General features: G+C 72.0%; 22 protein-coding genes. 13 read left to right on the forward strand and 9 right to left on the reverse strand.

Going from position 1 to position 26,112, the window contains the following annotated elements; all coding sequences use genetic code 11:
• Position 1: 1 nt before the first annotated feature.
• The 4 genes from ACZ3I3_RS19500 to ACZ3I3_RS19515 form a co-directional block, all read right to left on the reverse strand.
• A complete protein-coding gene (locus tag ACZ3I3_RS19500; protein ID WP_467366644.1) occupies positions 2-1,495 on the reverse strand; it encodes a tripartite tricarboxylate transporter permease in 1,494 nt (497 codons plus the stop codon).
• A 1-nt stretch (position 1,496) separates the two neighbouring features.
• On the reverse strand, positions 1,497-2,036 hold the full coding sequence (locus ACZ3I3_RS19505; RefSeq protein WP_467366646.1) for a tripartite tricarboxylate transporter TctB family protein: 540 nt from the start codon (positions 2,034-2,036) through the stop codon (positions 1,497-1,499).
• Positions 2,033-3,016, reverse strand: a complete 984-nt coding sequence (locus ACZ3I3_RS19510; RefSeq protein ID WP_467366933.1) for a Bug family tripartite tricarboxylate transporter substrate binding protein — start codon at positions 3,014-3,016, stop codon at positions 2,033-2,035. Before ACZ3I3_RS19510 ends, ACZ3I3_RS19505 begins: the two co-directional genes overlap by 4 nt.
• Before the next feature lie 221 nt (positions 3,017-3,237).
• On the reverse strand, positions 3,238-4,836 hold the full coding sequence (locus ACZ3I3_RS19515) for an alpha/beta hydrolase (RefSeq protein WP_467366648.1): 1,599 nt from the start codon (positions 4,834-4,836) through the stop codon (positions 3,238-3,240).
• A 330-nt stretch (positions 4,837-5,166) separates the two neighbouring features.
• Between ACZ3I3_RS19515 and ACZ3I3_RS19520 the strand changes: the two genes are divergently transcribed.
• From ACZ3I3_RS19520 to ACZ3I3_RS19550, 7 genes are read left to right on the forward strand one after another with little or no spacing between them, the layout of a single operon-like run.
• Positions 5,167-6,282: a Gfo/Idh/MocA family protein gene (locus ACZ3I3_RS19520; protein ID WP_467366649.1), complete on the forward strand. Its 1,116-nt coding sequence runs from the start codon at positions 5,167-5,169 to the stop codon at positions 6,280-6,282.
• On the forward strand, positions 6,279-7,205 hold the full coding sequence (locus ACZ3I3_RS19525) for a DUF6807 domain-containing protein (RefSeq protein WP_467366651.1): 927 nt from the start codon (positions 6,279-6,281) through the stop codon (positions 7,203-7,205). Before ACZ3I3_RS19520 ends, ACZ3I3_RS19525 begins: the two co-directional genes overlap by 4 nt.
• On the forward strand, positions 7,199-7,960 hold the full coding sequence (locus ACZ3I3_RS19530; protein WP_467366653.1) for a cupin domain-containing protein: 762 nt from the start codon (positions 7,199-7,201) through the stop codon (positions 7,958-7,960). Before ACZ3I3_RS19525 ends, ACZ3I3_RS19530 begins: the two co-directional genes overlap by 7 nt.
• A 57-nt stretch (positions 7,961-8,017) precedes the next feature.
• Complete coding sequence (locus tag ACZ3I3_RS19535) at positions 8,018-9,301, forward strand: ABC transporter substrate-binding protein (RefSeq protein WP_467366655.1); 1,284 nt, start codon at positions 8,018-8,020, stop codon at positions 9,299-9,301.
• Positions 9,298-10,236, forward strand: a complete 939-nt coding sequence (locus ACZ3I3_RS19540) for a carbohydrate ABC transporter permease (RefSeq protein ID WP_020276668.1) — start codon at positions 9,298-9,300, stop codon at positions 10,234-10,236. The genes ACZ3I3_RS19535 and ACZ3I3_RS19540 overlap by 4 nt, the downstream gene beginning before the upstream one ends.
• Positions 10,233-11,093, forward strand: coding sequence for a carbohydrate ABC transporter permease (locus ACZ3I3_RS19545; protein ID WP_467366658.1), 861 nt, complete (start codon positions 10,233-10,235; stop codon positions 11,091-11,093). Before ACZ3I3_RS19540 ends, ACZ3I3_RS19545 begins: the two co-directional genes overlap by 4 nt.
• A gap of 5 nt (positions 11,094-11,098) precedes the next feature.
• Positions 11,099-11,692 carry a hypothetical protein gene (locus ACZ3I3_RS19550; RefSeq protein WP_467366660.1) on the forward strand — a complete coding sequence of 198 codons (594 nt, stop codon included), beginning with the start codon at positions 11,099-11,101 and terminating at the stop codon, positions 11,690-11,692.
• A gap of 368 nt (positions 11,693-12,060) precedes the next feature.
• Here the strand turns inward: ACZ3I3_RS19550 and ACZ3I3_RS19555 are convergent, their stop codons facing one another.
• Complete coding sequence (locus ACZ3I3_RS19555) at positions 12,061-12,768, reverse strand: phosphatase PAP2 family protein (RefSeq protein ID WP_467366662.1); 708 nt, start codon at positions 12,766-12,768, stop codon at positions 12,061-12,063.
• 130 nt (positions 12,769-12,898) lie between these two features.
• Here ACZ3I3_RS19555 and ACZ3I3_RS19560 point away from each other — a divergent pair, with 130 nt between their 5' ends.
• Entirely contained in the window at positions 12,899-13,549 is a 651-nt protein-coding gene (locus ACZ3I3_RS19560) for a class I SAM-dependent methyltransferase (RefSeq protein ID WP_467366664.1), read from the forward strand.
• Positions 13,550-13,553: 4 nt separating this feature from the next.
• On the opposite strand, the gene ACZ3I3_RS19565 is transcribed toward ACZ3I3_RS19560, so the two are convergent.
• A complete protein-coding gene (locus ACZ3I3_RS19565) occupies positions 13,554-13,772 on the reverse strand; it encodes a heavy-metal-associated domain-containing protein (protein WP_467366665.1) in 219 nt (72 codons plus the stop codon).
• Positions 13,773-13,964: 192 nt separating this feature from the next.
• Here ACZ3I3_RS19565 and ACZ3I3_RS19570 point away from each other — a divergent pair, with 192 nt between their 5' ends.
• Positions 13,965-14,924, forward strand: a complete 960-nt coding sequence (locus ACZ3I3_RS19570) for a hypothetical protein (RefSeq protein ID WP_467366667.1) — start codon at positions 13,965-13,967, stop codon at positions 14,922-14,924.
• Positions 14,925-14,960: 36 nt separating this feature from the next.
• On the opposite strand, the gene ACZ3I3_RS19575 is transcribed toward ACZ3I3_RS19570, so the two are convergent.
• Complete coding sequence (locus ACZ3I3_RS19575; protein WP_467366669.1) at positions 14,961-19,043, reverse strand: aKG-HExxH-type peptide beta-hydroxylase; 4,083 nt, start codon at positions 19,041-19,043, stop codon at positions 14,961-14,963.
• Positions 19,044-19,176: 133 nt separating this feature from the next.
• Positions 19,177-21,012, reverse strand: coding sequence for a glycoside hydrolase family 15 protein (locus tag ACZ3I3_RS19580; protein ID WP_467366671.1), 1,836 nt, complete (start codon positions 21,010-21,012; stop codon positions 19,177-19,179).
• 148 nt (positions 21,013-21,160) lie between these two features.
• Here ACZ3I3_RS19580 and ACZ3I3_RS19585 point away from each other — a divergent pair, with 148 nt between their 5' ends.
• Positions 21,161-22,042 (forward strand): SIS domain-containing protein, encoded by an 882-nt coding sequence (locus ACZ3I3_RS19585; protein ID WP_467366673.1) that lies wholly within the window; start codon positions 21,161-21,163, stop codon positions 22,040-22,042.
• 13 nt (positions 22,043-22,055) lie between these two features.
• Positions 22,056-22,916, forward strand: a complete 861-nt coding sequence (locus tag ACZ3I3_RS19590) for a class II fructose-bisphosphate aldolase (protein WP_467366675.1) — start codon at positions 22,056-22,058, stop codon at positions 22,914-22,916.
• Here ACZ3I3_RS19590 and ACZ3I3_RS19595 read toward each other — a convergent pair.
• On the reverse strand, positions 22,906-24,039 hold the full coding sequence (locus tag ACZ3I3_RS19595; RefSeq protein ID WP_467366935.1) for a methyltransferase: 1,134 nt from the start codon (positions 24,037-24,039) through the stop codon (positions 22,906-22,908). The two genes, ACZ3I3_RS19590 and ACZ3I3_RS19595, sit on opposite strands and share 11 nt — an antisense overlap.
• 92 nt (positions 24,040-24,131) lie before the next feature.
• Here ACZ3I3_RS19595 and ACZ3I3_RS19600 point away from each other — a divergent pair, with 92 nt between their 5' ends.
• Positions 24,132-24,773, forward strand: coding sequence for an alpha-ketoglutarate-dependent dioxygenase AlkB family protein (locus tag ACZ3I3_RS19600; RefSeq protein WP_467366677.1), 642 nt, complete (start codon positions 24,132-24,134; stop codon positions 24,771-24,773).
• A gap of 36 nt (positions 24,774-24,809) precedes the next feature.
• Positions 24,810-26,051, forward strand: a complete 1,242-nt coding sequence (locus ACZ3I3_RS19605) for an ROK family protein (RefSeq protein WP_467366679.1) — start codon at positions 24,810-24,812, stop codon at positions 26,049-26,051.
• Positions 26,052-26,112: the final 61 nt, after the last annotated feature.

Consider the following 26,112-nt stretch of genomic DNA (forward strand, 5'->3'; position numbering starts at 1 on the left):
GTCAGGCCGCGGCGCGGCCCCGCGTCACCGCCTTCCTCACCAGCGGCCAGACCAGCAGCAGCACGATCACCGCGTACACCGTCACCGCGAACGGCGTGTTGAACAGCCCCGACACACTGCCGTCACTGATCTGGAGCGCGCGCCGCAGCTGCTGCTCGGCGTTCGGGCCGAGGATCACGCCGATGACGGCGGGCAGCACCGGCAGGCCGTAGCGGCGCATGCCGAAGCCGATCAGGCCGATGATCAGCAGGATCACCAGGTCGATCACCTCACCGCCGACCGCGTACGCGCCGACCGCCGCGAAGAACATGATCCCGGCGTAGAGGTACGGGCGCGGAATGCGCAGCAGCTTCGCCCACAGCGGCGCCAGCGGCAGGTTGAGCGCGAGCAGCAGCACCATGCCGACGAAGAGGGAGGCGATCAGGCCCCACACCAGGTCGGGTTCGCGCTCGAAGAGCAGCGGGCCGGGCTGGATGCCGTACTGCTGGAAGGCCGCCAGCATCACGGCCGCGACCGCCGTGGTCGGCAGGCCCAGGGTCAGCATCGACACCAGCGTGCCCGCCGCCGAGGCCGACGCCGCCGACTCCGGACCGGCCACGCCCTCGATGGCGCCCTTGCCCCACTCGTCCTTGTGCTTCGACAGGCGCTTCTCCGTCACGTACGACAGGAAGGTCGGGATCTCCGCGCCGCCCGCCGGGATCGCGCCGAACGGGAACCCGATGAACGGGCCGCGCAGCCACGACTTCCAGGTCCGGTTCACATCCCCGCGCCCCAGCCACGGGCGCCCCACCGGGATCGGCTCCGGCGGGCTGCGCCGCAGGTGCGCCGCCACCCACAGGGCCTCGCCGATCGCGAACAGACCGACCGCGACGATCACCACGTCGATGCCGTCCGCCAGTTGGAGCGAGCCGAAGGTCAGGCGCTGCTGGCCGGTCATCTGGTCCAGGCCCACCAGGCCCAGCGTGAGGCCGATGAGCAGGGAGGCCAGGCCCCGGATGCGGGACGAGCCCAGCACCGACGTCACCGCGATGAACGCCAGCACCATGATGGCGAAGTAGTCCGGCGCGCCGATGTCCACGGCCAGCTTGGCGACCGTCGGGGCGAGCGCCACCAGCAGGATCGTGCCGATCAGGCCGCCCGCGAAGTGCCCGACGGCGGCCGCCGCCAGGGCCTGCGCGCCGCGCCCGGACTTGGCCATGGGGTTGCCCTCCATGGCCGCCACCACCGCCGCGCTCTCGCCGGGCGTGTTGAGCAGGATGGAGGTGGTGGAGCCGCCGAACATCGCGCCGTAGTAGATGCCGGCGAACATGATGAACGCGCCGGTCGGTTCGAGCCCGTACGTCACCGGCAGCAGCAGTGCGACCGCCATCGCCGGGCCGATGCCGGGCAGCACGCCGATGGCCGTGCCGAGCAGCACGCCGATGACGGCCCAGAGCAGGTTGACCGGGGTGAGGGCCGTACCGAAGCCGTCCAGAAGGGAGTTGAAGGCGTCCATGTCACAGCACTCCCATCAGCGGACCGCCGGGCAGGGGCACTCCGAGCAGGTTGTTGAAGACGACGTAGGTGACGAGGGACAGCCCGGCCGCGATGAGCGGATCGCGGTCGATCCTGCGGCTGCCGAGCGCGAACGCCGCACCCCAGAACAGCAGCGCGCCCGCGACGGGAAAGCCGAGCGGCTCGATCAGGACGGCCGAGCCGAGGAACACCCCGGCGAGCAGCAGCACCGTGCGCCAGTCGGCGGGTTCCGACAGGTCGACGTCCTCGCCGGTCTCGGCCTGGCCCCGGCCGCCGCGCAGCACGTCCACGGCGAGCAGGGCGGCGATCACCAGCAGGCCGGCGCCGACCACGACAGGCACGGTCTTGGGGCCCACCGGCCCGCGCTGGGCGATGTCGACGTCCATGGTGAGCGCGTCCGTCAGGACGAGCACGCCCAGCACCAGCAGCAGTACGCACACGCCGAGTTCGGAGTGCTCCTGCAGCCACGAGCGCCGCTCCCCGCGCTCCGCGGGGGGAATGTCGGTGGTCTGCGTCGTCACAGTCCCAGCTCCTTCAACACCGAAACCACGCGCTTGTCCTCGGCGTCGAGGAACGCGCCGAACTTCTCCCCGGTGAGGAAGGCGTCGTCCCAGCCGTTCTGCTTCAGGGACTTGCGCCATTCGTCCGAACCGTGCAGTTCCTCGAGCAGCCGTACGAGCTTGTCGCGCTCTTTGTCGGTCAGGCCGGGCGGGGCGACGATGCCGCGCCAGTTGGTGAAGTTCACGTCGTACCCGGCCTCCTTCAAGGTGGGCGCGTCCAGCCCATCGACGCGCTCGGGGCCGGTGACCGCGAGGAGCCGCAGCTCGCCCGCCTTGATCTGGTCGAGGTACTCGCCGACGCCGGACACGCCGAAGGCGACCTTGTTGCCGAGGATCGACGCGAGCAGTTCGCCGCCGCCGTCGAACGGGATGTAGTTGACCCGCTTCGGGGGGATCCCGGCGGCCCGCGCCATCAGCATCGGCGCGAGGTGGTCGGGCCCGCCGGGCGAGGAGCCGCCGCCCACCGGGAGCTTGCCCGGGTTCTCCTTCCAGGCGCCGATGAGATCGTCGATCGTCTTGTACGGCGAGTCCTTGGCGACCACGACGACGTCCTGCTCCTCGGTGAGCCGGGCGATCGGCGTGGTGTCGCCGAGCGTCTTCGGCGCGTCGTTGGAGCGGACGGCGCCCACGACCCCGAGGCCCATGGACATGGCGAGCTTGCCGTTGCCGTGCTCGCTCACCAGCCGGCTCAGTCCGACCGTGCCGCCGGCGCCGGGCAGGTTGAACACCTCGATGTTGTGGGTCAGTTCGGCGTCCTCGGCGTTCTTCGCGGCCGTGCGGGCCGTGATGTCGTAGCCTCCGCCGGGCGTGTTGGGGACCATGAAACGCAGGCCCGGGATCTGTGTGCCGGTCTCGGAGCCGCTGCCGGTGGTCAGCAGCGGCGGTCCGACGAGCACGAGCACGGCGGCCCCGAGCAGGGCGAGGGGGGTGCGCAGGCGCACGTGTGCCACCACCTGTCGGTACGTCGTTGCGGGTAGGGAAGGCCCTGTGGGGGAGGGTGACGTGGGCCACATGGTGCACCGGCGCCGACGGGCTGTCTCTCTTGCGGAACCAACGGAGGTTCTGGTCTTTGTGGTCACCGGACCACAGGGGTGGCGGGAGGGCTCGAGGCGCGGACGCCGCGAGCCCTCTGCTCACCGGGCAGATGCCACGAGCCCCCTGCTCACCGGGCGGGCGCGGCGCAGCTCACGTCCCGGGCCGGCAGACGGCCCGTGGCGAGGTACGCGTTGACCGTGTTGTCGACGCACGGCACGCCGTAGACGCCGTACACCGCGTGCTGGTCGGCGCCCGTTACGGTGATCAGCCGCGAGGAGGGCCACATGCCGCGGACCGCCCGGGCACCGTCGTAGTCGGTGCGCGGGTCGCCGGTGGCGTTGACCAGCAGGGCCGGCAGGTCGTCCCGGATCGCGGTCGGACGCTCGCGCGGCCGGTCCCAGAACGTGCACGGGTTGAGGTTGTGCGTGACGGGCGCGAACAGCGGGTCCTCGGCCCGGGTGCGCTGCACGTCGCGCCAGTACACCTCCGGGTCGCGCGGAGCGGGGCCGTCGCCGCACAGGATCGCCGTCTGCACGCTTCCGTAGTGGGAGTCGGTGTCCGTGAGGACGAACTCGAGCACCCCGGCGAGCCACGGTGACGGCGTGACCCGCTGCCCCCGCGACGCCCGCAGCATGTCCCGGACGCCCTGCGCGAAGTCCCCGTAGGCGGCGTCGTTGTGCTGCGACAGGCCGTTGAAGGCGACGATCGGCATCACGTGCTCGTCCAGCCGGTGGTCACCGAGCCGCAGCGGCGTGCGGGCCGCGGCCTTGCGGACACGGTCCACGGTCGCCAGCACCTCGCCCCGTGTGCGGCCCAGGGCGTATGTCGCCTCGCGGGCGGCCGCCCAGGAGGCCCAGCCCTCCAGCGCGCGGCGGTTGGCCTGCTCGACGCCCCGGAGCAGCCTTGGCCCGTACCGGTCCGGGTCGATCACACCGTCCAGGACGACCCGGTCGGTCCGGCCGGGGAACATCGTGGTGTACACCTCGCCGAGGTAACTGCCGTACGAGTAGCCGAGGTAGGAGATCCGCCGCTCGCCCAGCGCGGCCCGGACGACGTCCATGTCGCGCGCGGTGTTACGGGTGGTGGCGTGGGGGAGGACATCGCCCGCGTGGGTGCGGCAGCGCTCGGCGAGGTCCTTCGAGAACGCGGCCACGCGGTCGAATCCGGCCCGGCCCTCACCCGCCCCGCGCCACGCCGAGCCGGTCGGCCAGTGGCAGTCCAGCGGTGAGCTGCGGCCGACGAAACGGGGATCCACGCCGACCACGTCGTACCGGGCGGCGACGTCCTTCATCGCCTTGCGCACCCACGGCGGGTCGCCGAGGGACTGCCCGCCGGGTCCGCCGCCGTTGAGCAGCAGCGGGCCGACGCGGCGGTCGGTGTCGGTGGCGGGGATCCGGGAGATCGCGACGGTGATCGTACGGCCGCCGGGGTCCGCGTAGTCCAGCGGGACGGTCACGTCGGCGCAGCGGGCGCCCGCCTGCTCCAGTTCCTTGCCGGTCGTGTCGTCCGGTCCGAGGACACAGCTCTTCCAGGTGAGGCGCTGGTGGTGGTAGCGGGCGAGGGGGTCGGAGCCGGGACTCGCCCCGGCCGTGGCGGGCAGTGCGGTCACGGCGAGGGCGGCGGCCGTCAGGGCCAGGGCTGCTCTTCTCGCGGTTCCCGGGAAGCGGGATAACACGGGTGGATGTCCTTTCTGTCGCCGATGCCCCCTCGGGACTGGCAGGGACATGCCGGAGACGAGGGCGCGGTGCGACAGAACGCTAGGGACGGGCCGCGGTTCGATCACTCCGGCTGGCAGCCCGGTTCGTGGTGGGGTAAACACCACCATCGAAACGTGGGGTACGCGGCTTTCCATGGTGGTGACAACAACCCCAATCTCACCCCCGAGCTGGGAGAATGCCCGGGAAGACCTTGTGCAGGTCGCTGCAGGGGGGTTGTCCAGACATTCGCTCACGCCTAGGGTCGGCTACCGGATGCAAGCGCTTTCCAAGGTGCTGTTCGCAGTGCTTTCAAAAGTGCTTCCCAAGCGTGTGTCCGCCGGCCGTCCGAGGAGCGCCGCATGTCCTTGTCCCCCGCCCGCCGCCGCGTGGCCGTCGTCGGCACCGGAGCGATCGTCAGCGGCAGTCATCTGCCGGCGCTGCGGGCCCATTCCGACCGGGTGGAACTGGTCGCCGCCGTCGACGTCGACCAGGAGCGCCTCGACGCCTTCCGTGAGCTGGCCGGAGACCAGGTCGCCGGGTACACCTCGGTGGACGCGATGCTGGACGCCGTCCGCCCCGATCTGGTCCTCATCGGGACGCCGCCCTCCCTGCACCGCGACCAGACGGTGGCCGCGCTCAAGGCCGGTGCCTGGGTGCTGTGCGAGAAGCCGCTCACCCTGTCGCTCGCCGAGTACGACGAGATCGCCGCCGCGGAGGAGGCCTCCGGGGCGTACGCGGCGGTCGTCTTCCAGCACCGCTACGGCTCCGGCGCCGTGCACGCCCGCGAGCTGATCACGAGCGGCGAGCTGGGCGCCCCGCTGGTGGCGCACTGCCAGACCACCTGGCACCGGGACGCCGCCTACTACGCCGTGCCGTGGCGCGGGAAGTGGGCCAGCGAGGGCGGCGGGCCGACCATGGGCCACGGCATCCACCAGTACGACCTGCTGCTGCACCTGCTCGGCGAGTGGGAGGAGATCCGGGCCATGGCCGCCCGGCTCGTCCACGACACCGAGAGCGAGGACGTCTCCACCGCCCTGGTCCGGTTCAGGAGCGGCGCCCTCGCCACCGTCGTCAACAGTGTGCTGTCCCCGGACGAGGTGAGCCGTATCCGCATCGACTGCGCGGACGCCACGGTCGAACTCACCCACCTGTACGGCCACTCCAACGACAGCTGGGTCTACACCCCGGCCCCGCACGTCGCCTCCGACCGCGCCATCGCCTGGCGGACCCCCTCGAACGACGTGCCCAGCTCGCACACCGCCCAGCTGGGCGCCCTCCTCGACGCCTACGACAACGGCACCCGGCCACCGGGCAGCGGCCAGGACGCCCGCGTCACCCTGGAGTTCGCCGCCGCCCTGTACAAGGCCGCGTTCACCGGACGCTCCGTGCACGCGGGCGAGATCGGACCCGGCGACCCCTTCTACGAGGCCATGCACGGCGAGTACCCCGACTGGGCCCCCAAGGAGCGCGCATGAGCATCCGCGTCACCCACACCCACGGCGAGGACATCGCCGTCACGGCGGCGAACGGCACGGAGATCCTCCGCTACGTCTATCGCCCCGACCCGGACCCCTTCGAGTCCCGCAAGCCGTACGCCCACCCGGTGCGCACCCTGTCCGGCCGCACGGTCACCGGCTACCGGCCGAACGACCACCGCTGGCACAAGGGCCTGCAGATGACGTCCAGCCATCTGTCCGGCCAGAACTTCTGGGGCGGCAACTGCTACGTCCACGGCCAGGGCTATCTGCGCCAGCCCGAGCGCGTCGGCTCCATGCGGCACGACGGCTTCCCGGAGTTCACGGTCGAGGACGACCGCCTCGCCTTCACCGAGGAGCTCACCTGGGTCGAGAACGGCGGCGAGGAATGGGCGCGAGAGGTGCGGGGGCTGACCGTCCACTCGGTGGACGAGGAGGCCGGCGCCTGGGCCCTGGACTGGTCGATCCGCCTCACCAACGTCCGTGCCGAGCCGCTGGCCTTCGGTTCCCCGACCACCGCCGGCCGCGAGATGGCCGGCTACACCGGACTCCAGTGGCGCGGCCCGCGCGACTTCACCGGCGGCACGGTCTTCGCCCCGGACACCGACGCCGACGCGGGCAAGCTCATGGGCACCCAGGGCCCCTGGCTCGCCTTCACCACCGAGCACGACGACGTCGACGGCCACTCCACCCTCGTCTTCGCGCACGCGCCCGAGAACCTCGACGAGACGTCCGCGATCCACGAGTCGCACTGGTTCGTCCGCTCCGAGCCCTTCCCGACGGTCGCCTTCTCCTGGGCGTTCTTCGAGGAGTTCGAACTCCCGCCGGGCGAGTCCTTCGCCTTCCGCTACCGGCTCGTCGTCGCCGACGGCGCCTGGGACCGCGACCGGGTCGGCACACACCTGGAGGGCCTGCCGTGGTGAACGACGCCAAGCCCGCCCTGCCGCACCCGCTGCCCGGCGCGATCGGGCTGTCCCATCTGAGCGCCTACGACTGGGAGGCCGCCGACGGCGTCTGCGGCGGCAGCCCGCACCTGCACCTGGTCTGCACCGAGGCGTACGTCGTCACCGGCGGCCGGGGCGCGGTCCAGACGCTGAGCCCCGACGGCTACCGGGACATCCCCCTCGAGGCCGGCTCCATCGCCTGGTTCACGCCGGGCACCGTGCACCGCATGGTGCAGGGCGGCGATCTGCGCATCACTGTGCTGATGCAGAACAGCGGCCTGCCCGAGGCCGGGGACGCCGTGTTCACCTTCCCGCCCGAGGTGCTCGCCGACCCGGAGAAGTACGCCGCCGCGGCGACCCTGCCGCCCGGCACGGGGCCGGAGACGGCTGCGGCCGCACAGCGCCGCCGCGACCTGGCCGTGGAGGGCTACCTGGCCCTGCGCGAGGCGCTCGTCGCCGGCGACAACGGCCCGTACCTGGAGTTCCAGCGGGCCGCCGCCCGCATCGTGCGCGAGAAGGTGCCCACCTGGCGCGCCCTGTGGAGGGCGGGCGCCCTGGCCACCGCCGAACGCACCGGCGCCCAGCTCGACGCCCTGGCCGACGGCGAACCCGCCTACCTGGGTGAGGCCACCGCCTACGAGGCCGCGCCCACCCGGCTCGGCGGCTTCGGCATGTGCGGCCGGCGGGACGAGTACAACCTGCCGGGGACGACGCTGCCGTACCAGGGGGAGTAACCGCACCAACGAGGGGGGCCTCAACCGAACTCCGAGGAGAAGAGAGGTGACCTCGGCATGCCCGGACACAGGACAAAGGGGTTCTGCGCGTCGGCCGCCGCACTGGCACTGTGTGCCGTGCTGGCGGGCTGCGGAGGATCCGGGGAATCGGCCGGCGGCGGCAAGGTCGTGCTGCGCTACACGTGGTGGGGCAACCCCGACCGCGCGGAACGCACCGAGCAGGCCGTCGCGCTGTTCGAGAAACAGCACCCCGACGTCGACGTGACGACGTCGTTCTCCGGCTACGACGCCTACAAACAGAAGCTCGCCACCCAGGCCGCCGGCGGTGACGCCCCGGACGTGATGCAGCTGGACTACCGCCAGATCGACCAGTACGCCTCCGGCGGCGTCCTGCTCGACCTGGCGAAGCAGAAAGCCGTACTGCGCACCTCCGAGATCGACCAGGGCCTGCTCGCCACCGGCCGCGTGGACGACGTCCAGTACGCGATCCCGCAGGGCCGCGGCACCGAGACCGTCGCCTACGACGTCGGGACCTGGAAGAAGTCGGGCGTGCCCCTCCCCGGCAAGAGCTGGTCCTGGAGCCAGTGGGCCGACACCATGCGCGCCCTGGCGAAGAAGACCGGCAAGCCCGGGGCGACCGACCCCGGGCAGAGCGAGGACGCCTTCGAGGTCTGGCTGCGCGGGCAGGGCAAGGCCCTCTACACCGAGGACGGCGGGCTCGGCTTCACCGCCGACGACCTCACCCGCTGGTGGACCTTCACCGACAAGCTGCGCCGCGAGGGCGCCGTCTCGCCCGCCGAGCAGACCACCCAGCTCGACGGCTCCGTCGAGAACACCCCGCTGGGGCGTGGCACCTCCGTCACCGACGCCAACTGGGACGCCCCGGCCAGCGGCTTCCTCGCCCTCGTCAAGGGCGGCGTCGCGCTCGCCCCCATGCCGTCCGGTGAGGACGGCACACCCGGCCAGTACTTCAAGCCGTCCATGTTCGTCGGAGTCTCCGCGAACACCGCCCATCCGAAGGAGGCGGCACAGCTCGTCGACTTCCTGGTCAACGACCGGCAGGCCGCGAAGATCCTCGGTGCGAGCCGCGGCATCCCCGTCAACGAGCGGATCCGCGACGAGATCGGCCCGCAGCTCAAGGACTTCGACAAGACCATCGCCGACTTCCAGGCGTCCCTGGAGGGCAAGCTCAAGGACCCGCCCCAGGCACCGCCGGCGGGCGACAACGCCCTCCAGAGCACCTTCCAGCGCGACTACGACCAGGTGTCCTACGCGCGCATGTCGCCCCGCGAGGCGGCCGAGAACTACATCACCGAGGCGAAGGCGGAGCTGAGGTCATGACCACCACCGCGATCCCCACGGAGACCAAACGCGTCCCCGCCGCCGCCCCGAAGCGCCGGCCCAAGCGCGAACGCGAGGGCGCCGCCTGGGTGTTCCTCTCGCCCTGGGTCCTCGGCGCGATCGTCCTGACCCTGCTGCCGATGGCCGTGTCGCTGTATCTGTCGTTCACCGACTACGACCTGTTCAACCCGCCGAAGTGGGTGGGCCTGCGCAACTACGTGCAGATGTTCACCGAGGACCCGCGCTACTGGCGCTCGGTCGTGACGACGGTGACGTACGTCGTCATCGCCGTGCCCCTGCAACTCGCGCTCGCCCTCGTCGTGGCGCTCGCGCTCAAGGGCATGAAGCGCGGCAAGGCCTTCTACCGCTCCGCCTTCTACGCGCCCTCGCTGCTCGGCGCGTCGATGTCCATCGCCCTGGTCTGGCGGGCGGTCTTCAACGACGGCGGCACGGTGGACAACCTGCTCGGCACCGGCGGCTGGGTCAACAAGCCCGGCTGGTCGCTGCTCGCCGTCGCGCTGCTGACGGTGTGGCAGTTCGGCGCGCCGATGGTCATCTTCCTCGCCGGTCTCCAGCAGATACCGGCCGAGCTGTACGAGGCGGCGGCGGTCGACGGGGCCGGGAAGTGGCGGCAGTTCCTGTCCGTCACCGTGCCGATGCTGTCCCCGGTGCTGTTCTTCAACCTGGTCCTCCAGACCATCCAGGCCTTCCAGGTGTTCACGCCCGCTTTCGCGGTCAGCGCGGGCAAGGGCGGGCCGGCCGACTCGACCCTCGTCTACACCATGTACCTCTACGACCGCGGCTTCGTCGCCTCCCACATGGGCTACGCCTCCGCCATGGCCTGGGTGCTGCTCCTCGTGATCGGTGTGGTCACGGCGGTGCTGTTCCGCACCTCCCGCTCCTGGGTCTTCTACGCCTCCGAGGGGGACCGATGACCTCGACCGCCGTTTCCCACAAGCCCGTCCGCTGGGGGCGGGTCGCCGTCCACCTGGGCTGCCTGGCCGCCCTGCTGGTCATGCTGTACCCGCTGGCCTGGCTGCTCGCCACCTCGCTCAAGCCCGCCGACGAGGTCATCGCGAGCCTCAACCTGCTGCCCGGTCACCTGGAGTGGTCGAACTACTCCACCGCCATGGAGGGCGTCAACGACGTCTCCATCTGGCGGCTGCTCGGCAACTCGCTGCTGATCGCCGGCGGCGCGGTCCTCGGCAACGTCATCAGCTGCTCGCTTGCCGCCTACGCCTTCGCACGCCTCAGGTTCCGGTTGCGCGGCCCGCTGTTCGCCTTCATGATCGCCACGATCATGCTGCCGCACCACGCCGTGCTGATCCCGCAGTACATCATCTTCAACCAGCTCGGCCTGGTGAACACCTACTGGCCGCTGATCCTGCCGAAGTTCCTCGCCACCGAGGCGTTCTTCGTCTTCCTCATCGTCCAGTTCATGCGCGGCCTGCCGCGCGAACTGGAGGAGGCTGCGCGGATCGACGGCTGCGGACCCTTCCGCAGCTTCTTCCAGGTCGTGCTGCCGCTCACCCGGCCGGCCCTGATCACCACCGCCATCTTCACGTTCATCTGGACCTGGAACGACTTCTTCACCCAGCTCATCTACCTGTTCGACCCGGACAAGTTCACGCTGACCCTCGCGCTGCGCTCCTTCGTGGACGCCTCCAGCACCTCCGCGTTCGGCCCGATGTTCGCGATGTCGGTGATCGCGCTGCTGCCGATCGTGCTGTTCTTCCTCGCCTTCCAGCGGTTCCTGGTGGAGGGCATGGCCAGCTCGGGAGTAAAGGGGTGAGCGGGATGCGGACACGCGAGGCCGGTGAGGTGTTCGGGCCGCGCATGACGCTGTTCGCGGACGTGCTGAGCGTCGGCCTCGCCACGTCGGTGGCCTGCCTGCCGCTGGTGACGGCACCGGCCGCGCTGTCGACGGCGTGCACCGTACTCCGAGGCGCCGGACAGGACCGACCCGTCACGGCCGGAAGGTACTTCCTCCTGCTACGGCAACGGCTGCGCGCCGGTGACCTGTTGGCGGGAGCCGCCGCGCTGGCGGGTCTGTTGCTGCTCGCGGCCGACCTGGCGCTGGCCGGGGCGGGGCTGCCCGGCGCGCCGCTGTTCGCGGTGGCCGCAGCCGCCATCGGCGCCTGCGCGGCGGTCGTCGGCCTGCGGGCCTGCGCCCGCCCCGAGTCGCTCACCGACTGGCGTGCGGCGGTGCGCGGGGCGGCCCGGGACGCCGTGGCGGACGCGGGCGGCAGCGGACTGGTCCTGCTCGCCGTGGCGACGGCCGCGCTGTGCGCCTGGATGCTGCTGCCCCTGGCCTTCCTGACCCCGGGCCCGCTGGCCCTGGCGCTCACCGCCGTCGACGTACGCCGGTCCGCTGCAGTGCTTTTGGACTAGCCGGGGGCCGGGTGGCCGATGACTGGCCGGGAGCCGGGGCGCGCTGTGGGCCGCCGGTCCCGCTCAGGTGCGGGCAGTCGCGCCGCTGGCCCGCCCACGGGTGGGCGCAGCGGTACCCCGTTTCGCCGGGCTGCGCAACGCGGCCGAGGGGCCGATGAACCCGCCCGCGCGGCCTAACTGCCGTACGACGGTGAGCCGCGGCCTCACTGCCGTACGGCGGCGCCGATGCCGATCCGCGGCCAGGAACGGGCCGGTCGCTGAGGAGCGCCTCGGTCCGCTCTCACGGAATGGTGGCGACGGAGTGGCGGCTGCCGCTGCCGCCGCTGGGGCCACCGAGGCGCGCGATGCTGATGAACAGGCCCGCGGCCTCACTGCCGTACGGCCGCGCCGATGCCGATCCGGGGCCAGGAGCGGGCCGCGGTGAGGAGCGCCTGCGTCCGCTCCGACGGTGTGGCCGCCGCCGCTGCCGCCGCCAGGGCCGCCGCGGCGCTCGCGATGCCGAGGACCGCGCCCGCGGCCACGTCACCCGGATAGTGCACGCCCGTGTGGATACGGGAGTAGCCGACGGCGCTCGCCAGTGCCCCGAGCGGCACCGCGGCGGGCGGCAGGACCACGCCGACGGCGGTGGCGAACGCGACCGCCGATGCCGTGTGCCCCGACGGGAACGAGGCCGACGTCGGCATCGGAACGTGCCGGTCCACCGTCACGCGGGCCGCCTCCCGGTCCGGCCGGGCCCGGCGCACCAGGCGCTTGCCGAGCAGATTCGCGGAGGCCGAGGCCACGGCGATCGCCCCGACGCCGGCGAACGCGGCCCTCCTCGGCCGTTTCCCGCCCAGCGCCAGGGCCGCGGCGATGGCGAACGAGATCTTCGAGTGGTCGGCCGCGTGCGACAGATGGCGCAGCGTCCGGTCGAGCGTGGGCGTGGGAGTGGCGGCCACCGCCGCGTACAGCGCGCCGTCCACGGCCCTGAGATCGCCCATGACGGCACCCAGGAGCCGGCCGGGCCCGCCCGAGGGCTTCCCGTCCGCCGGGAGCGGACGAAGGGCGTCCTCGTCTGTGGTCGTCGGATCGGTCATGTGCTTCTCCCCGCAGTGGCCTTCCCAGCAAGGTACCGGCTCACGCCGGGCGCACACTCGGCACCCCTGTGAGCCGGTACCTCCCGAGTGCCCACGTCGGGCGTCTGAACCCGTCTGCTGAACTGAGGGCATGACGTCCCTGTCACGTGCCCTCGAACGATTCCACGCCGCCCGTCCCTGGGATCACAACGCCCACTTCCACCGCTGGATCCTGCGGCAGCTCCCCAGGCGGGTGGGGAGCGCCCTGGACGTGGGGTGCGGCAGCGGCGACCTCGCCCGGCTGCTGGCCGGCCGGGCCGAGCGGGTGCACGGGGTCGACGCCGACCCGGCGATCATCGCCCGGGCGCGGGAGCTGACCCCCGCGGCCGCCCCGGTGACGTACACCGTGGCCGACGCGCCGGCCGGGCTGCCCGCCGGTCCGTACGACGTCATCACCTGCGTCGCCGTGGTCCACCACCTGCCGTTCACCCAGGCTCTCCAGGCCTTCCGCGACCGTCTGGCCCCCGGCGGCACCCTGGTGATCGTCGGTGTCTCCCGGGAGCGGACGCCCGTTGACCACCTCCTCGGCGTCGCGTCGGTCCCGCTCAACATCGTCATGGCCCTGCTCAAGAACCGGGGCCGCCCGGTGTCTCGCCCCGTCTCCATGACGGCCCGCACGCGTCCGGCGGCCATGACCTTCCCGGAGATCGTCGGCGAGGCCCGGACCGTCCTGCCCGGCGCCCGCCTGCGCCGCCGCTTGCTCTGGCGCCACACGCTGGTGTGGCACCACCGCCGGCGGTGATGGCTCAGACCCGCCCGGTCAGCTCGTAGCCGGCCTCGTCGACGGTCTCCGCGATCACGGTGTCGTCGGGCTCCGTGGCACTAGTGACGGTGACGTGCCCCCTCTCGAGGTCGACCTCGACGCCGCTGATGCCGTCCAGCTCGCCGATGGCCTTGGTCAGTGTGGCCTTGCAGTGGCCGCAGGACATTCCGGAGACGGCGTAGGTGGTGGCGGTAGCGGTCATGGCGTGCCTCCTGGGACGGTCTGAATCTCGAATACGGGGCGGGGGTATTTCCTCGCCGAGCCCTGTATACCCCTCGGGGGTATAAGATGCAAGCACGGCCAGCGCTTGACTTGATACCCCCCGGGGGTATGGTGAGATGTAGGGAGGCCCCGCACGAGAGCGGGAGGCCCCGTTCTGAAGGAGATGCCGGCCATGAACACCGGACTGAAGATCACGACCTTCGCCGCCGTTCTCGCGGCGACCTTCGGCACGGCCTACGGCGTCGGCCAGGGCATCGACCCCGTCGTCGCCGACAGCCCGCCGCGACACGAGGACGAGCACACCCCGCCGGCGCCCCCGTCCGAGCAGGCCGGCGGCCACGCCGGGCACGACACGCCCCCGGCCGACGGGCTCCAGATCTCCGAGGGCGGCTACACCCTCGACCTCCAGACCCCGAGCGTCACCGCCGGGCAGCGGGCCGACCTGCGCTTCACGGTCAGGGACGGCAGCGGTCGCGCCGTCACCGCCTATCAGCGCGAGCACGACAAGGAACTCCACCTCATCGTGGCCTCACGCGACCTGGCCACGTACCGTCACCTGCACCCCACCCGGGCCTCCGACGGCACCTGGAGCACCCCCGTCGACCTGCCCCGCGCGGGCGGCTACCGCGTCTTCGCCGACTTCACCCCGGCGAAGAAGGACGCCCGGAACCTCACCCTCGGCGCGGACCTCGCCGCCTCCGGCCCGTACCAGCCGAAGGAACTGCCCGCACCGGCCACCACGGCCAGGACCAACGGCTACGAAGTGAAGCTGTCCGGCGCCCTGCGCCCCGGCGAGGCGGGCGAGCTGAAGCTCAAGGTCTCCCGCGCCGGCCGGCCCGTCACCGACCTCCAGCCCTACCTCGGCGCGTACGGCCACCTCGTCGCCCTGCGCTCCGGCGACCTCGCCTACCTCCACGTCCACCCGAACGGCGAACCCGGCGACGGAAAGACCAGGCCCGGCCCGGACATCTCCTTCACGGCCACGGCCCCCAGCGCCGGTTCCTACCGCCTGTTCCTCGACTTCAAGCACGACGGCAAGGTCCACACGGCGGCGTTCACCGTCAGGGCCGGGGGAGCGGCAGCAGACTCCGATACCCCCGAGGGGCACACGGACGACGGTCACGGCCACTGAGGCCCAGGGGCGCGGGCAGTGAGCCGTCCTCGAAGGTCAAGGCCTGCCGTGCAGCTGTTCCCACCGGGCCCGGTGGGCGACGGCGGCCGCCCGGGCTGCCCCCGCCACGTCGGCGGGTACGGCCGGCTCGGTCCGCCACGCGGCGGCGCTCTCCGCCATCGCGGCGACGAACTGCCGGCCCGTGTCCGTCAACCGAGGCGAGGACCGCACCACCGTGAAAGCCGCCCAGACCTGAAGGCGCCAGTAGGCCAGCTCGAACTGCGCGCGCCTCAGGTCGTCGCCGGTCGACCGAAGGCAGCGCCCATGCCAGAACTCGGCCACCCCGAAGAAGGCGAACACTCCCTGGAACAGCCCTTCGAAGGGCCGCGGATCATCCCGCCAGGGCGCGTAGAACAGCTCTTGCTCACTGTCCTGCTCGCTGTGCAGCGACTCCATGTCGAGGAGGGCGTGGAGCTTGATGTGCCGGACCTCGTGCACGAGTGTCAGGGCGAATTGCAGCGCGTCCTCCGGTTCGGTGAGGACGATCCCGCCGTAGGCATCGCTCGACGTGAGCGAAGTCGGCGCGCCGCCGGGCTCCGGGGCCTGCGGCGTGAGGGTGGTGAGAGCGGCCGCGAGTGCCCCGGCGTCCACGCCGTCCGTGTGGTCCAGCAGGCTCCATGCCTCACCGAGCAGTTCCTGCCAGCGGTTCACCTGCTCGGGAGTGAGTGGGCGGGGCGCCGTGCCGGGATCGACACCGCGGTAAGGGTCGATGTCGTCGAGGCAGACCAGGCGGGTTTCGCCGGCGACTGAGGCCTTGATGCGACGCATCGGGTGCCAGCCGGGAGACTCGGCCTCCAGCGAAGGGGGAAGTCGCACCTCCTTGCCCGCGGCCCGGACGTACCTCTGGCCGTTCTCCGCCACGACGTCCGCTTCCGTCGTACGCCGGTCGGTTCCGAGATCGGCGAAGCCGAGGGCCGGCAGGACGGCCAGGCCCTCGTGGACCGGAATCCGCAGCGTGAAGGACAACTCGGCGTTGATGCCGGCCGTGGCGGCGAGCGCCCGCAGATAGCCGGGATCGGCCTGTGAGGAGTCGTCCTCCAGCGCGAGCAGCGTACGGCTCATCCACCGGCCCGTAGCGGGATGCAGGAGCAGTCTGTCCAAGAGGGCCGGGGCGACTTGGTCGGCTTCGACGAACAACGCCCGTGCCTGCCGGACCCACTCGGCACCGTCCCGCTTGGTGTACCAGGCAAGGATCCCCGCCAGTGCCAGGACACGGATGTCGAGCTGATGGGCGCACAGCTTCTCGACGTCGCTGCTGGTCTCCCGCCCGGCGGCCAGGGCACGCAGCACAGGTGGCGGACATCTCCTGGTGGCCATGGGCAGGGCGGTGGGTTTGTCCTGGAAGCGGGACTGCGAGCGGTAGGAAAGGACCGGCCGGTACCGCGGGTCCGGTGCGTAGGAGTAGCTGCCCTCCGAGTATCCGCCGCCGCCGTATCCCTCACCCGATTTGCTCTGCCGTGGCCGGGCGAACCTTTCAAGGATTCGACGGACATCGGGGGCCGGTTCGTCACTGCCGGCTGCGAGTGCCTCGTCCAGGGACATCCTTGTGTGGTCCTCCTCATTCGCTCCGTTCAGGACAAGCGCGAGGTTCCGGCGGCTCCTCCGCACGTCGGGGTGTTCCTCGCCGAGGAGCCGCACATTGGCGTCGAGCACGGCACGGAAGTGACCCGCCGCCTCGGTCGGGCGGCCCAACAGGTGCAAAATAGTGGCGAGTTCATGCCGACTCGCGACCGCGTCGGGGTGATCTTCGCCGAAACGCTCCTTTTTGACGTTCCAGATCTCGGCGAACTCGGCCCGGGCCTCGGTGAGCCGGCCCTTGTCCCGCATCACGCGTGCCAGTTCGTGGCGGGCGATGAGGGTGTCAGGGTGGGCGGGACCCATCAGGTTCACCGAGTCCTCCACCACCTCCGCTCCGACGCGTTCGGCCTCGTCGAGCTCCCCGGCATCGCGCAACACCCTGGTGAGGTGGGCGCCGACGGCAAGTGTCAGCGGATCGCGGTGTCCGAACAGCTCTCGTCCCGCTCGTCGGAGCTCTCGCAGTTCTTCGGCGGACTCCCTGAGCATTCCTCGCATGTGCAGGACCGTGGCGATGTCGTACCTGGTACGAAGGGCTTTGCGGGAGTTCGGCCCCGGATCGCGCAGACGGATCGCGAGGACGGCGCGCAGATCCTTCTCCGCCACCTCCGGTTGTCCGAGTGCGCACAGCACCCGTGCCCGGCCGCCTCGGGCGGACTGGAGAAAGGGGTGGTCGTACGGCAGCGTCCGTTCGCACGCCTCGGCTGTCGCCGTGTACACGGCCTCGGACTCACGGAGCCGTGCGTCGTCACGCAGAGCGAGAGCAAGGCTCAGACGGCTTTCGAGCGTCGCGGGATGGTCGGGACACAGACGGCTCTCCCGGAGAGCGACGACAGTGCTGACCTCGGTGACGGCCAGGGAGTACAGGCCGAGGAAGTTGCGGCTCTGTGCCGCACGCAGGGCAGGTTCGGTGGCGGCGACGGCGACGTCGTCCGGCACCGAGCCGACCAGTTCCAGGAGGTGCAGGGGAGCGGTGCAGTGCGGGGCGAAATGGCGCCACCGGCGCCAGTGCATGGGATTGTCCGGTTCGAGCGGGCTCACGGCGCGCTCCAGCAGGGCCGTGACGAGGCCGAGGAGTGTCCCGGTGTGCGCGGCGAAGTCGGCGTGTGCGCGGTTGCTGGCGCGGACCAGGGGGTGGATGTCGAGCTTCAGGCGGATGTCGGCGTCGGACGATTCACCCCTTGCGGGTTCCGGGGTCACGCTCTGCAGGTCGACCAGTCGCAGACCGGAGAGCCCCATCAACGCGGCCTGGATCCGTTCGTCGGTCGGAGCGGGGAACAGGTCGCAGGCGGCGAGCAACTCCGGGTCGAGCAGTTGCTGGTGGGGAATCGGTGCCGGCCCCAAGGCCGACAGGAGGCGCAACAGCGGCCGGGCGAGGTCGTTGCCCTGGTCGTGGAGGAGATCGAGCGAGATCTCCCAGGTCGTCAGGATGGCCCGGCGGGCCTGTTCCGCCTCCCCGAGCGAGGAGTCCGGGTCGGTGGCCATCTCCGCGATCCGTCCGTCGAAGTCACGGCGGTACTCCGCGAAAGTCTTGGGCGTTCCGCGCACGTGCCATGGCGCGTCGGCTGCCAGCGCGAGGTAGGAACCGGCGAGGTCCAGCGCCAGGGGCAGCCTGCCGAGGTGCCCGGCCAGCTTCTCCGCCTCCCGCTCACCGCCCGCGTCCGGCGCCAGGTCGAGCAGGACGCGAGCCCCGTCGTCGATGTCGAGCACGTCCACCGGCAGGATCTGTGTCCACGGCGCCCACCGCTCCCGACGCGACTCGCGGCTCGTGACGAGGACCGTCCCGTGCGGGGTGCCGGGCGGCCGCAGCCAGCCGACGCCACGCGCCAGGGGTTGTGACCGGGCGCTGAGGAAGGACGGATCGTCGACGTTGTCGAGCACGAGAAGCCATGGTTCGGTGAGCGCGTTGAGCCGCTTCCACAGCACATCGGCGGCGTGAGCGCGGACGAACTCCCCGCTGTCGGCCCCGGCGTCGAGTGCGACGGCGTGCAGAGCGCCCCAGAGGCTCTCCCGGTCGGCGGCGGACACCCACCACATGTGGCCCGCCCGGGGCGAGAGCCGGTGCGCGACCTCCAGAGCCACCGTGGTCTTCCCGCAGCCCCCGAGCCCGGTCAGCACATGGACGCGGCGGTGGTCCGGGCTGTCACCCGCATCGCGTCCCATGTCGCCGGTCAGCGCCGCCACCAGGTCGTCCCGCCCGCGCAACCGGTCCGCGGCGACCCGTCGCTGGGGAACGGCAAGGGGGATCGAGGTGAGGTCCACATGCGAGGGGAACGCCGCTGCGGCCGACCGCTCGTGATACGCGGCCTGCGTGAACGCCTCCTTCGGGAGCAGCAGCGCCCGCTCGATGTTCTCGACGTGCACCCCGGTCGCGCCGTCACCGGTGATGACCTGACCGGCATCCCCGCCCACGGCGGCCGCTCGGTCCCCGGACGAGGACGAGGACGTGGTCGGCGGATCGGTCCTCGAGCCGTTGCGACCGCGCCGTCCTCGGGCGCTCGACACGAACCTTCCCCATGCCCCAGGGACGCGCCACACACGGCCGCTCCCGTTTCCCCCCGCCATTCTCCGAGTATTTGCCGTGTCTCCCCTTCGCACAAGCCGAGTTCGCACAAGCCGAGTTCGCACAAGCCGAGCGTCAGCCGAGCGCCCGGTCCAGGTTGAAGGCCGCGCTGATCAGCGCGAGATGCGTGAACGCCTGCGGGAAGTTGCCCTGCTGCTCCCCGGTGTGGCTGATCTCCTCGGCGTACAGGCCGAGATGGTTGGCGTACGTCAGCATCTTCTCGAAGGCGAGGCGCGCTTCGTCGATGCGGCCCGCGTGCACCATGGCCTCGACGTACCAGAACGAGCAGATGGAGAACGTGCCTTCGTCGCCGCGCAGCCCGTCGGGGCTGGACTGCGGGTCGTAGCGGTAGACCAGCGAGTCGGAGACCAGTTCCTCGGTGAGCGCGTCCAGTGTCGACAGCCACTTCGGATCGGTCGGGGCGATGAACTTCGTCAGCGGCATCATCAGCACGGCCGCGTCCAGCACCTCGCCGTCCTCGTGCTGGACGAAGGCTCCGCGCGCCTCGGACCAGCCCCGGCTCATGATCCGCCGGTAGATCGTGTCGCGGCACTCCCGCCAGTGCAGCAGGTCGGCGGGCAGGCCGCGCCGGTTGGCCATCCGGATGGCCCGCTCGATCGCCACCCAGCACATCAGCCGCGAGTACAGGAAGTTCTTGCGCCCGCCCCGCGTCTCCCAGATCCCCTCGTCGGGCTGGTCCCAGTTCTCGCACACCCAGTCCACCAGCGCGCACACGTCGTCCCACTGGCCGCTGGAGATGGGCTTGGCCCACTTGTCGTAGAGGTAGATGGAGTCGATCAGCGCGCCGTAGATGTCGAGCTGGAGCTGGTCGGCCGCCGCGTTGCCGACCCGTACCGGCGCGGAACCCTCGTGGCCCTCCAGATGGCCGAGTGCCGTCTCGGGCAGCTCGGTGCGCCCGTCGATGCCGTACATGATCTGCAAGGGGCCGGAGGGCTTGCCGTCGCCCGGGCTGATGTGCCGGGTCACGAAGTCCATGAACTTCTCGGCCTCGCCGGTGAAGCCCAGCCGCAGCAGGGCGTAGACGCAGAAGGCCGCGTCGCGCACCCACACGTACCGGTAGTCCCAGTTGCGTTCGCCGCCGAGCCGCTCGGGCAGACTCGTGGTCGGCGCGGCCACGATCGCCCCGGTCGGCGCGTAGGTCAGCAGCTTCAGCGTCAGCGCCGAGCGGTGCACCATCTCCCGCCAGCGGCCCCGGTACTTGGAGGCGGACAGCCAGCGTCGCCAGTACGCCACCGTCGCCGCGAACTGCTCCTCCGCCTCCGTGTGCGCACACCGGCGGGGCGCCACGTCGCCGCCCACCTTGTCCAGCGCGAATACCGCCGACTCGCCCTCGGAGAGCTTGAAGTCGCCGCGCACGTCCGGTCCGTCCGTCTCCAGCGGCACGGTCGCGGTCAGCGCGAGCGCCAGCCTCTCGGACTCGAAGAGCGCCGTGTCACCGGTCAGCCGGACGGTGTGCGGCCGGGTGCCGTAGTCGAACCGGGGAGCGACGCGGGTACGGAACGGGATCGAGCCGCGTACGCACACCACCCGGCGGATCAGCCGGTGCCGTTCCACCTCGGCGGGCTCGCCGTCGAGCGGCATGAAGTCCTGCACCTCGCCGACGCCGTCCTCGGTGAAGAACCGGGTGATCAGCACGTTGGTGTCCGGGAAGTAGAACTGCTTGGTCCGCGCCGGCACCGCCGCCGCCAGCTCGAAGCAGCCGCCGCGCTCCGCGTCCAGGATCGAGGCGAAGACGCTCGGCGCGTCGAAGGCCGGGCAGCAGTACCAGTCGATGGTGCCGTCGGTCCCCACCAGTGCCACGCTGCGCAGGTCGCCGATCAGCCCGTGCTCGGCGATCGGCAGATACCTCCGGCCACCCGGCACGTCGTGGTCGCGCGCTGGTCCGCCCATGACGCCTCCTTGGCCCGCCCGGCATGCGCCTCAGCCCCAGCTTAGGCGGGCGGCCCACCGGACGGTGGGGAACGATCCGCCTTGCATGCTTGATATTGCTCGAATGTTGGAGATATCTTGCAGGAATAAACACAATGGAGGATGCGGCATGACGCATGTCGAGGACGAGCTCACCAGCCAGCCCGAGTGCTGGGCGCAAGCCGCGTCACGGGCGGCCGGGTGCGCGGAGGTGCTGCCGGCACCGGGGGAGCGGGTCGCGATCGTCGGCTGCGGCACCTCGTACTTCATGGCGCAGGCGGCCGCCGCCCTGCGCGAGGGCACGGGCCAGGGCGAGACCGACGCGTTCGCCGCCTCGGAGTTCCCGTACGGCCGCGCCTACGACCGGGTCGTCGCCCTCACCCGCTCCGGCACCACGACCGAGGTCCTCGATCTGCTGGGCAGGCTGAAGGGCCGCACCCGCACCACCGCGATCACCGCAGACCCGGACGCGCCCGTGCGGACGGCAGCCGACCAGCTCGCCGTCCTCGACTTCGCGGACGAACGCTCCGTCGTACAGACCCGGTTCGCCACCACGGCCCTCACCCTCCTGCGCGCCCACCTCGGCCTGCACCCCGACACCGCCGTCACCGACGCGCGCACGGCCCTGACGGAACCCCTGCCCGAAGGCCTCGTCGACTGCGCCCAGTTCACCTTCCTGGGACGCGGCTGGACCGTCGGCCTGGCCAACGAGGCCGCGCTGAAGATGCGCGAGGCGTCGCTGTCCTGGGCGGAGGCCTACCCGGCGATGGAATACCGGCACGGGCCCATCAGTGTCACCACGAGCGGCACCGCGACCTGGATGTTCGGCGAGGCACCCGAGGGTCTGGCCGACCAGGTGCGCTCCACCGGCGGACTGTGGATCGAGGGCCGGCTCGACCCCCTGGCCGAACTCGTCCGGGCCCAGCGCCTCGCGGTCGCGGTCGCCGCCGCGCGTGGCCTCGACCCGGACCGGCCCCGCCACCTGACCCGCTCGGTGATCCTCGCCCACTGACCCTGGAGGCACCGTGCCCCTGACCACCACCGGCGAACTCGTCACCCGCGCCGCCGCAGCCCGTTCGGCCGTCGCCTCCTTCAACGTCATCACGCTGGAACACGTCGAGGCCGTCCTCGCGGGCGCCGAGTCCGTGCCCGCCCCCGTCGTGCTCCAGATCAGTGAGAACGCGGTCAAGTTCCACGGCGGGCAGCTGCTCCCGCTCGCCCGCGCGGCCGTCGCCGCGGCCGAACGGGCCGCCGTACCCGTCGCGTTGCACCTCGACCACGTACAGAGCGAGACCTTGCTGCACCAGGCCGCGGAGGCCGGTTTCAGCTCCGTGATGTACGACGCGGCCCGGCTGCCCTACGAGCAGAACCTGGCCACGACCCGGGCGGCGGTCGACTGGGCACACGCCCAAGGGCTCTGGATCGAGGCCGAGTTGGGGCAGATCGGGGGCAAGAACGGCAGACCCCCGCTGGACGCGCACGCCCCGGGCGCGCGCACCGACCCCGACGAGGCCCGGGCCTTCGTCGCCGACTCGGGCGTGGACGCCCTGGCCGTCGCCATCGGCAGCGCGCACGCCATGACGACCCGCACCGCCACCCTCGACCACGCCCTGCTCAAACAACTGTCGGCCGCGCTGGAGGTCCCGCTCGTCCTGCACGGCTCCTCCGGCGTCCCGGACGGCGAACTCACGGCGGCGGTCGCGGGCGGCATCACCAAGGTCAACATCGGCACGGCCCTGAACATCGCGCTGACCGGCGCGATCCGGGAGTTCCTCGCCGACCGGCCCGAGGCGGTCGACCCGCGCGGCTACCTGACGGTCGCCCGGGAGGCCATGACCCGGACAGTGGCGCGGACCCTCCACACCCTCGGCGCGGCTACCGCTTGACGGCCTTCAGCACCACGAACTTCGGGTCGCTCGCCACCAGCCGGCTGTTGCCGAACAGCTTCCGCAGCTTGACGTGGTAGCCCAGATGCCGGTTGCCGATCACCCACAGCTCACCGCCCGGCCGCAGCGCGCGCCGCGCCCCCGTGAACATCCGCCAGGCCGTGGCGTCCGTCGTCGCCTGGTGGGAGTGGAACGGCGGGTTGTTCAGGACCAGGTCCACACTGTCGGCCGGCACGCCCGCCAGCCCGTCCCCGACCCGGAACTCGGCGTGCCCCGGCACCCCGTTCGCCTTGTACGTCGCCTCCGCCGAGGCCACGGCCTGGAACGACTCGTCGACGAACAGCACCTCGGCCGCCGGGTCGGCCAGCGCCACCGCCGTGCCGACCACACCGTTGCCGCACCCCAGGTCCACCACCCGCCGGCCGCCCCCGCCGCTCGGCAGATGCTCCAGGAAGAACCGGGTGCCGATGTCGAGCCGGTCGGCGCAGAAGACACCCGCGTGGTTCACGACCGTGCGCCCCGACGCCGGGCCGATGCCGTCCGGGAGCGTGTAGACGTACGGCCACGGACTGGCGGGCCGCTCCAGCGCGGGATCCGGCGTGCAGAAGATCAGCCGGGCCTTCTTCTCGGCGAGCGAGGTGCGGGTCGGGCCGAGGATCCGCTCGAACAAGCGCAGCGTGGAGGTGTGGATCTCCTTCACCATGCCCGTGCCCACGACGACCGTTCCCGCGTGCACCGCGGGCGCCAGCCGCAGCAACTGGTCCTCCAGCAGCGCCAGGCTCTTCGGCACCCGCACGAGCAGCACGTCGACACGGCCGGGCGGCGGATCCTGCGTGGTGAGCAGCCGGACCGCGCCGGGCTCCACACCGTGCCGCGCGAGATTGGCCCGGGTCGCCTCCTGGGTCAGATGGGAGTCCGTGATCTGCGCCGGCCGGTGCTCCGCGAGCGCCGTGACCAGGGCACCCCAGCGGTCCCCGACGACCACGACCGTGCCCGACAGCACAATCCCCTCCTGCGCCAGGTACCTCAGCAGGTACTCGTCGGAGGCGTCCCAGGCGCGCAGCCTGTCGCGCGGGTCCTCGGGGAAACGGGTCAGCGCGAGCTCGCCCCAGGGCGTCGTCATACGGTCGTTCATCGTGCGTCCAGGCTAGCCGAGCCGCAGCTCAGCCCAGGTCGGGGAGGAGAGGCGAGGGGAGGAGAGGAGAGGATGGGGGCATGGACGGCGAACTGTTCTCCCGAGCCCGTACGCAGGTGGCGCCGGGCGCGGTGCACGTGCCGGACTGGCTGGATCCCGGAGAGCAGCGCGAGCTGCTGGAGGCCTGCCGCGACTGGGCCCGCCCGCCGGCCGGGCTGCGCACCGTCCGCACCCCGGGCGGCGGCACCATGACCGCCCGGCAGGTCTGCCTCGGCCGGCACTGGTACCCGTACGGCTACGCCGGCACGGTCGTCGACGGCGACGGCGCCCCGGTGAAGCCGTTCCCCGCATGGCTGGGCGACCTGGGCCGCCGGGCGGTCCGCGACACCCTCCAGGGACCGGCACCGGCCTACGACATCGCCCTGATCAACTTCTACGACGCCGACGCCCGGATGGGCATGCACCGCGACAGCGACGAGAAGTCGGACGCGCCGGTGGTGTCACTGAGCCTCGGCGACACCTGCGTGTTCCGCTTCGGCAACGCCGAGACCCGCACCCGGCCCTGGACCGACGTCGAGCTGCGCAGCGGCGACCTGTTCGTCTTCGGCGGCCCGTCCCGCCTCGCCTACCACGGAGTCCCCCGGGTACACGGAGGCACGGCACCGCCCGGTCTCGGCCTGACCGGACGGCTCAACATCACGCTCCGGGTCAGCGGCCTGTAGGCCGCGGGCCCTGCGGATCATGGGAGACTCGCCCTCATGAGCGGGAAGGCGGACCCCCGGCCGGCGGGGGATGGGAGCACCTCGACGAGGACGCGGCTGGACCGGGGGCGCGGAGCGCTCGGACCCGCGCTGGAGCTCGTGCACACCGGCCGCGCGCCGACCCGGGCCGTACTCACCGCCGAGCTCGGCGTGACCCGGGCGACGGCCGGGGCGGTCGCCGCCGAACTGGAGGCGCTCGGGCTGATCCGGGTCGACGCCCGGCCCGGCGCGGCGGCGGGTTCGCAGGGCAGGCCCTCGCACAAGCTGGCCGTCGCCGAGGACGGGCCCGTCGCGCTCGCCGCGCAGGTGCACGCCGACGGTTTCCGGGCGGCGCTGGTCGGGCTGGGCGGCCGGATCGTCGCCACCGCGCCGGGCTGCGAGGTCGTCGACGCCGACCCGGCGAAGGTGCTCGCCTCCGTCGTCACGGCGGGCGCCGAGCTGCTGCGGGAGACCGGGCGCCGGTGCGTGGGCGCGGGACTCGCCGTACCGTCCGCGGTCGCCGAACCGGAGGGCCTGGCGCTCAACCCGCTGCACCTGGCCTGGCCCGCGGGCGCGCCCGTCCGGGACATCTTCGCCGAGCAGGTGCGCGCGGCCGGACTCGACGGACCGGCGTTCGCCGCGAACGACGTCAACCTCGCCGCGCTCGCCGAGCACCGGCACGGTGCCGGACGCGGCGCCCGCGACCTGCTGTGCGTGGCCACCGGCCACCGGGGCGTGGGCGGTGCGCTCGTCCTCGACGGCCGCCTCCACCGGGGCAGTTCGGGTCTCGCGCTGGAGGTCGGCCACCTCACCGTGCACCCCGAGGGCCGCCCCTGCCACTGCGGCAGCCGCGGTTGCCTGGACGTGGAGACCGACCCGCTGGCCTTCCTCACGGCGGCGGGCCGCGAACCGGGCCCCGAGATGTCCCTGCTCCAGCAGTCCATCGACCTCGTCCGCCACCACTACGACGACCCGGGCGTCCGCACCGCCACCGAGACCCTCATCGACCGGCTCGGGCTCGGACTCGCCGGTCTCGTCAACATCCTCAACCCGGACCGCATCATCCTCGGCGGCCTGCACCGCACCCTCCTGGACGCCGACCCCGGCCGGCTCCGCGCGGTCGTCGCCGACCGCAGCCTGTGGGGCCAGAGCGGCGGCGTCCCCATCCTGCCGTGCACCCTCGACCACAACAGCCTGGTCGGCGCCGCGGAACTGGCGTGGCAGCCGGTCCTGGACGATCCCCTGGGAGCGCTGACCTAGCCGGACGAGGAACAGGGTGTCCGGCTGGGAGGGCTCATCGGGGATCAGGCACCGCTCGACG

This window comes from Streptomyces sp. NPDC016851 (genome assembly GCF_055562795.1).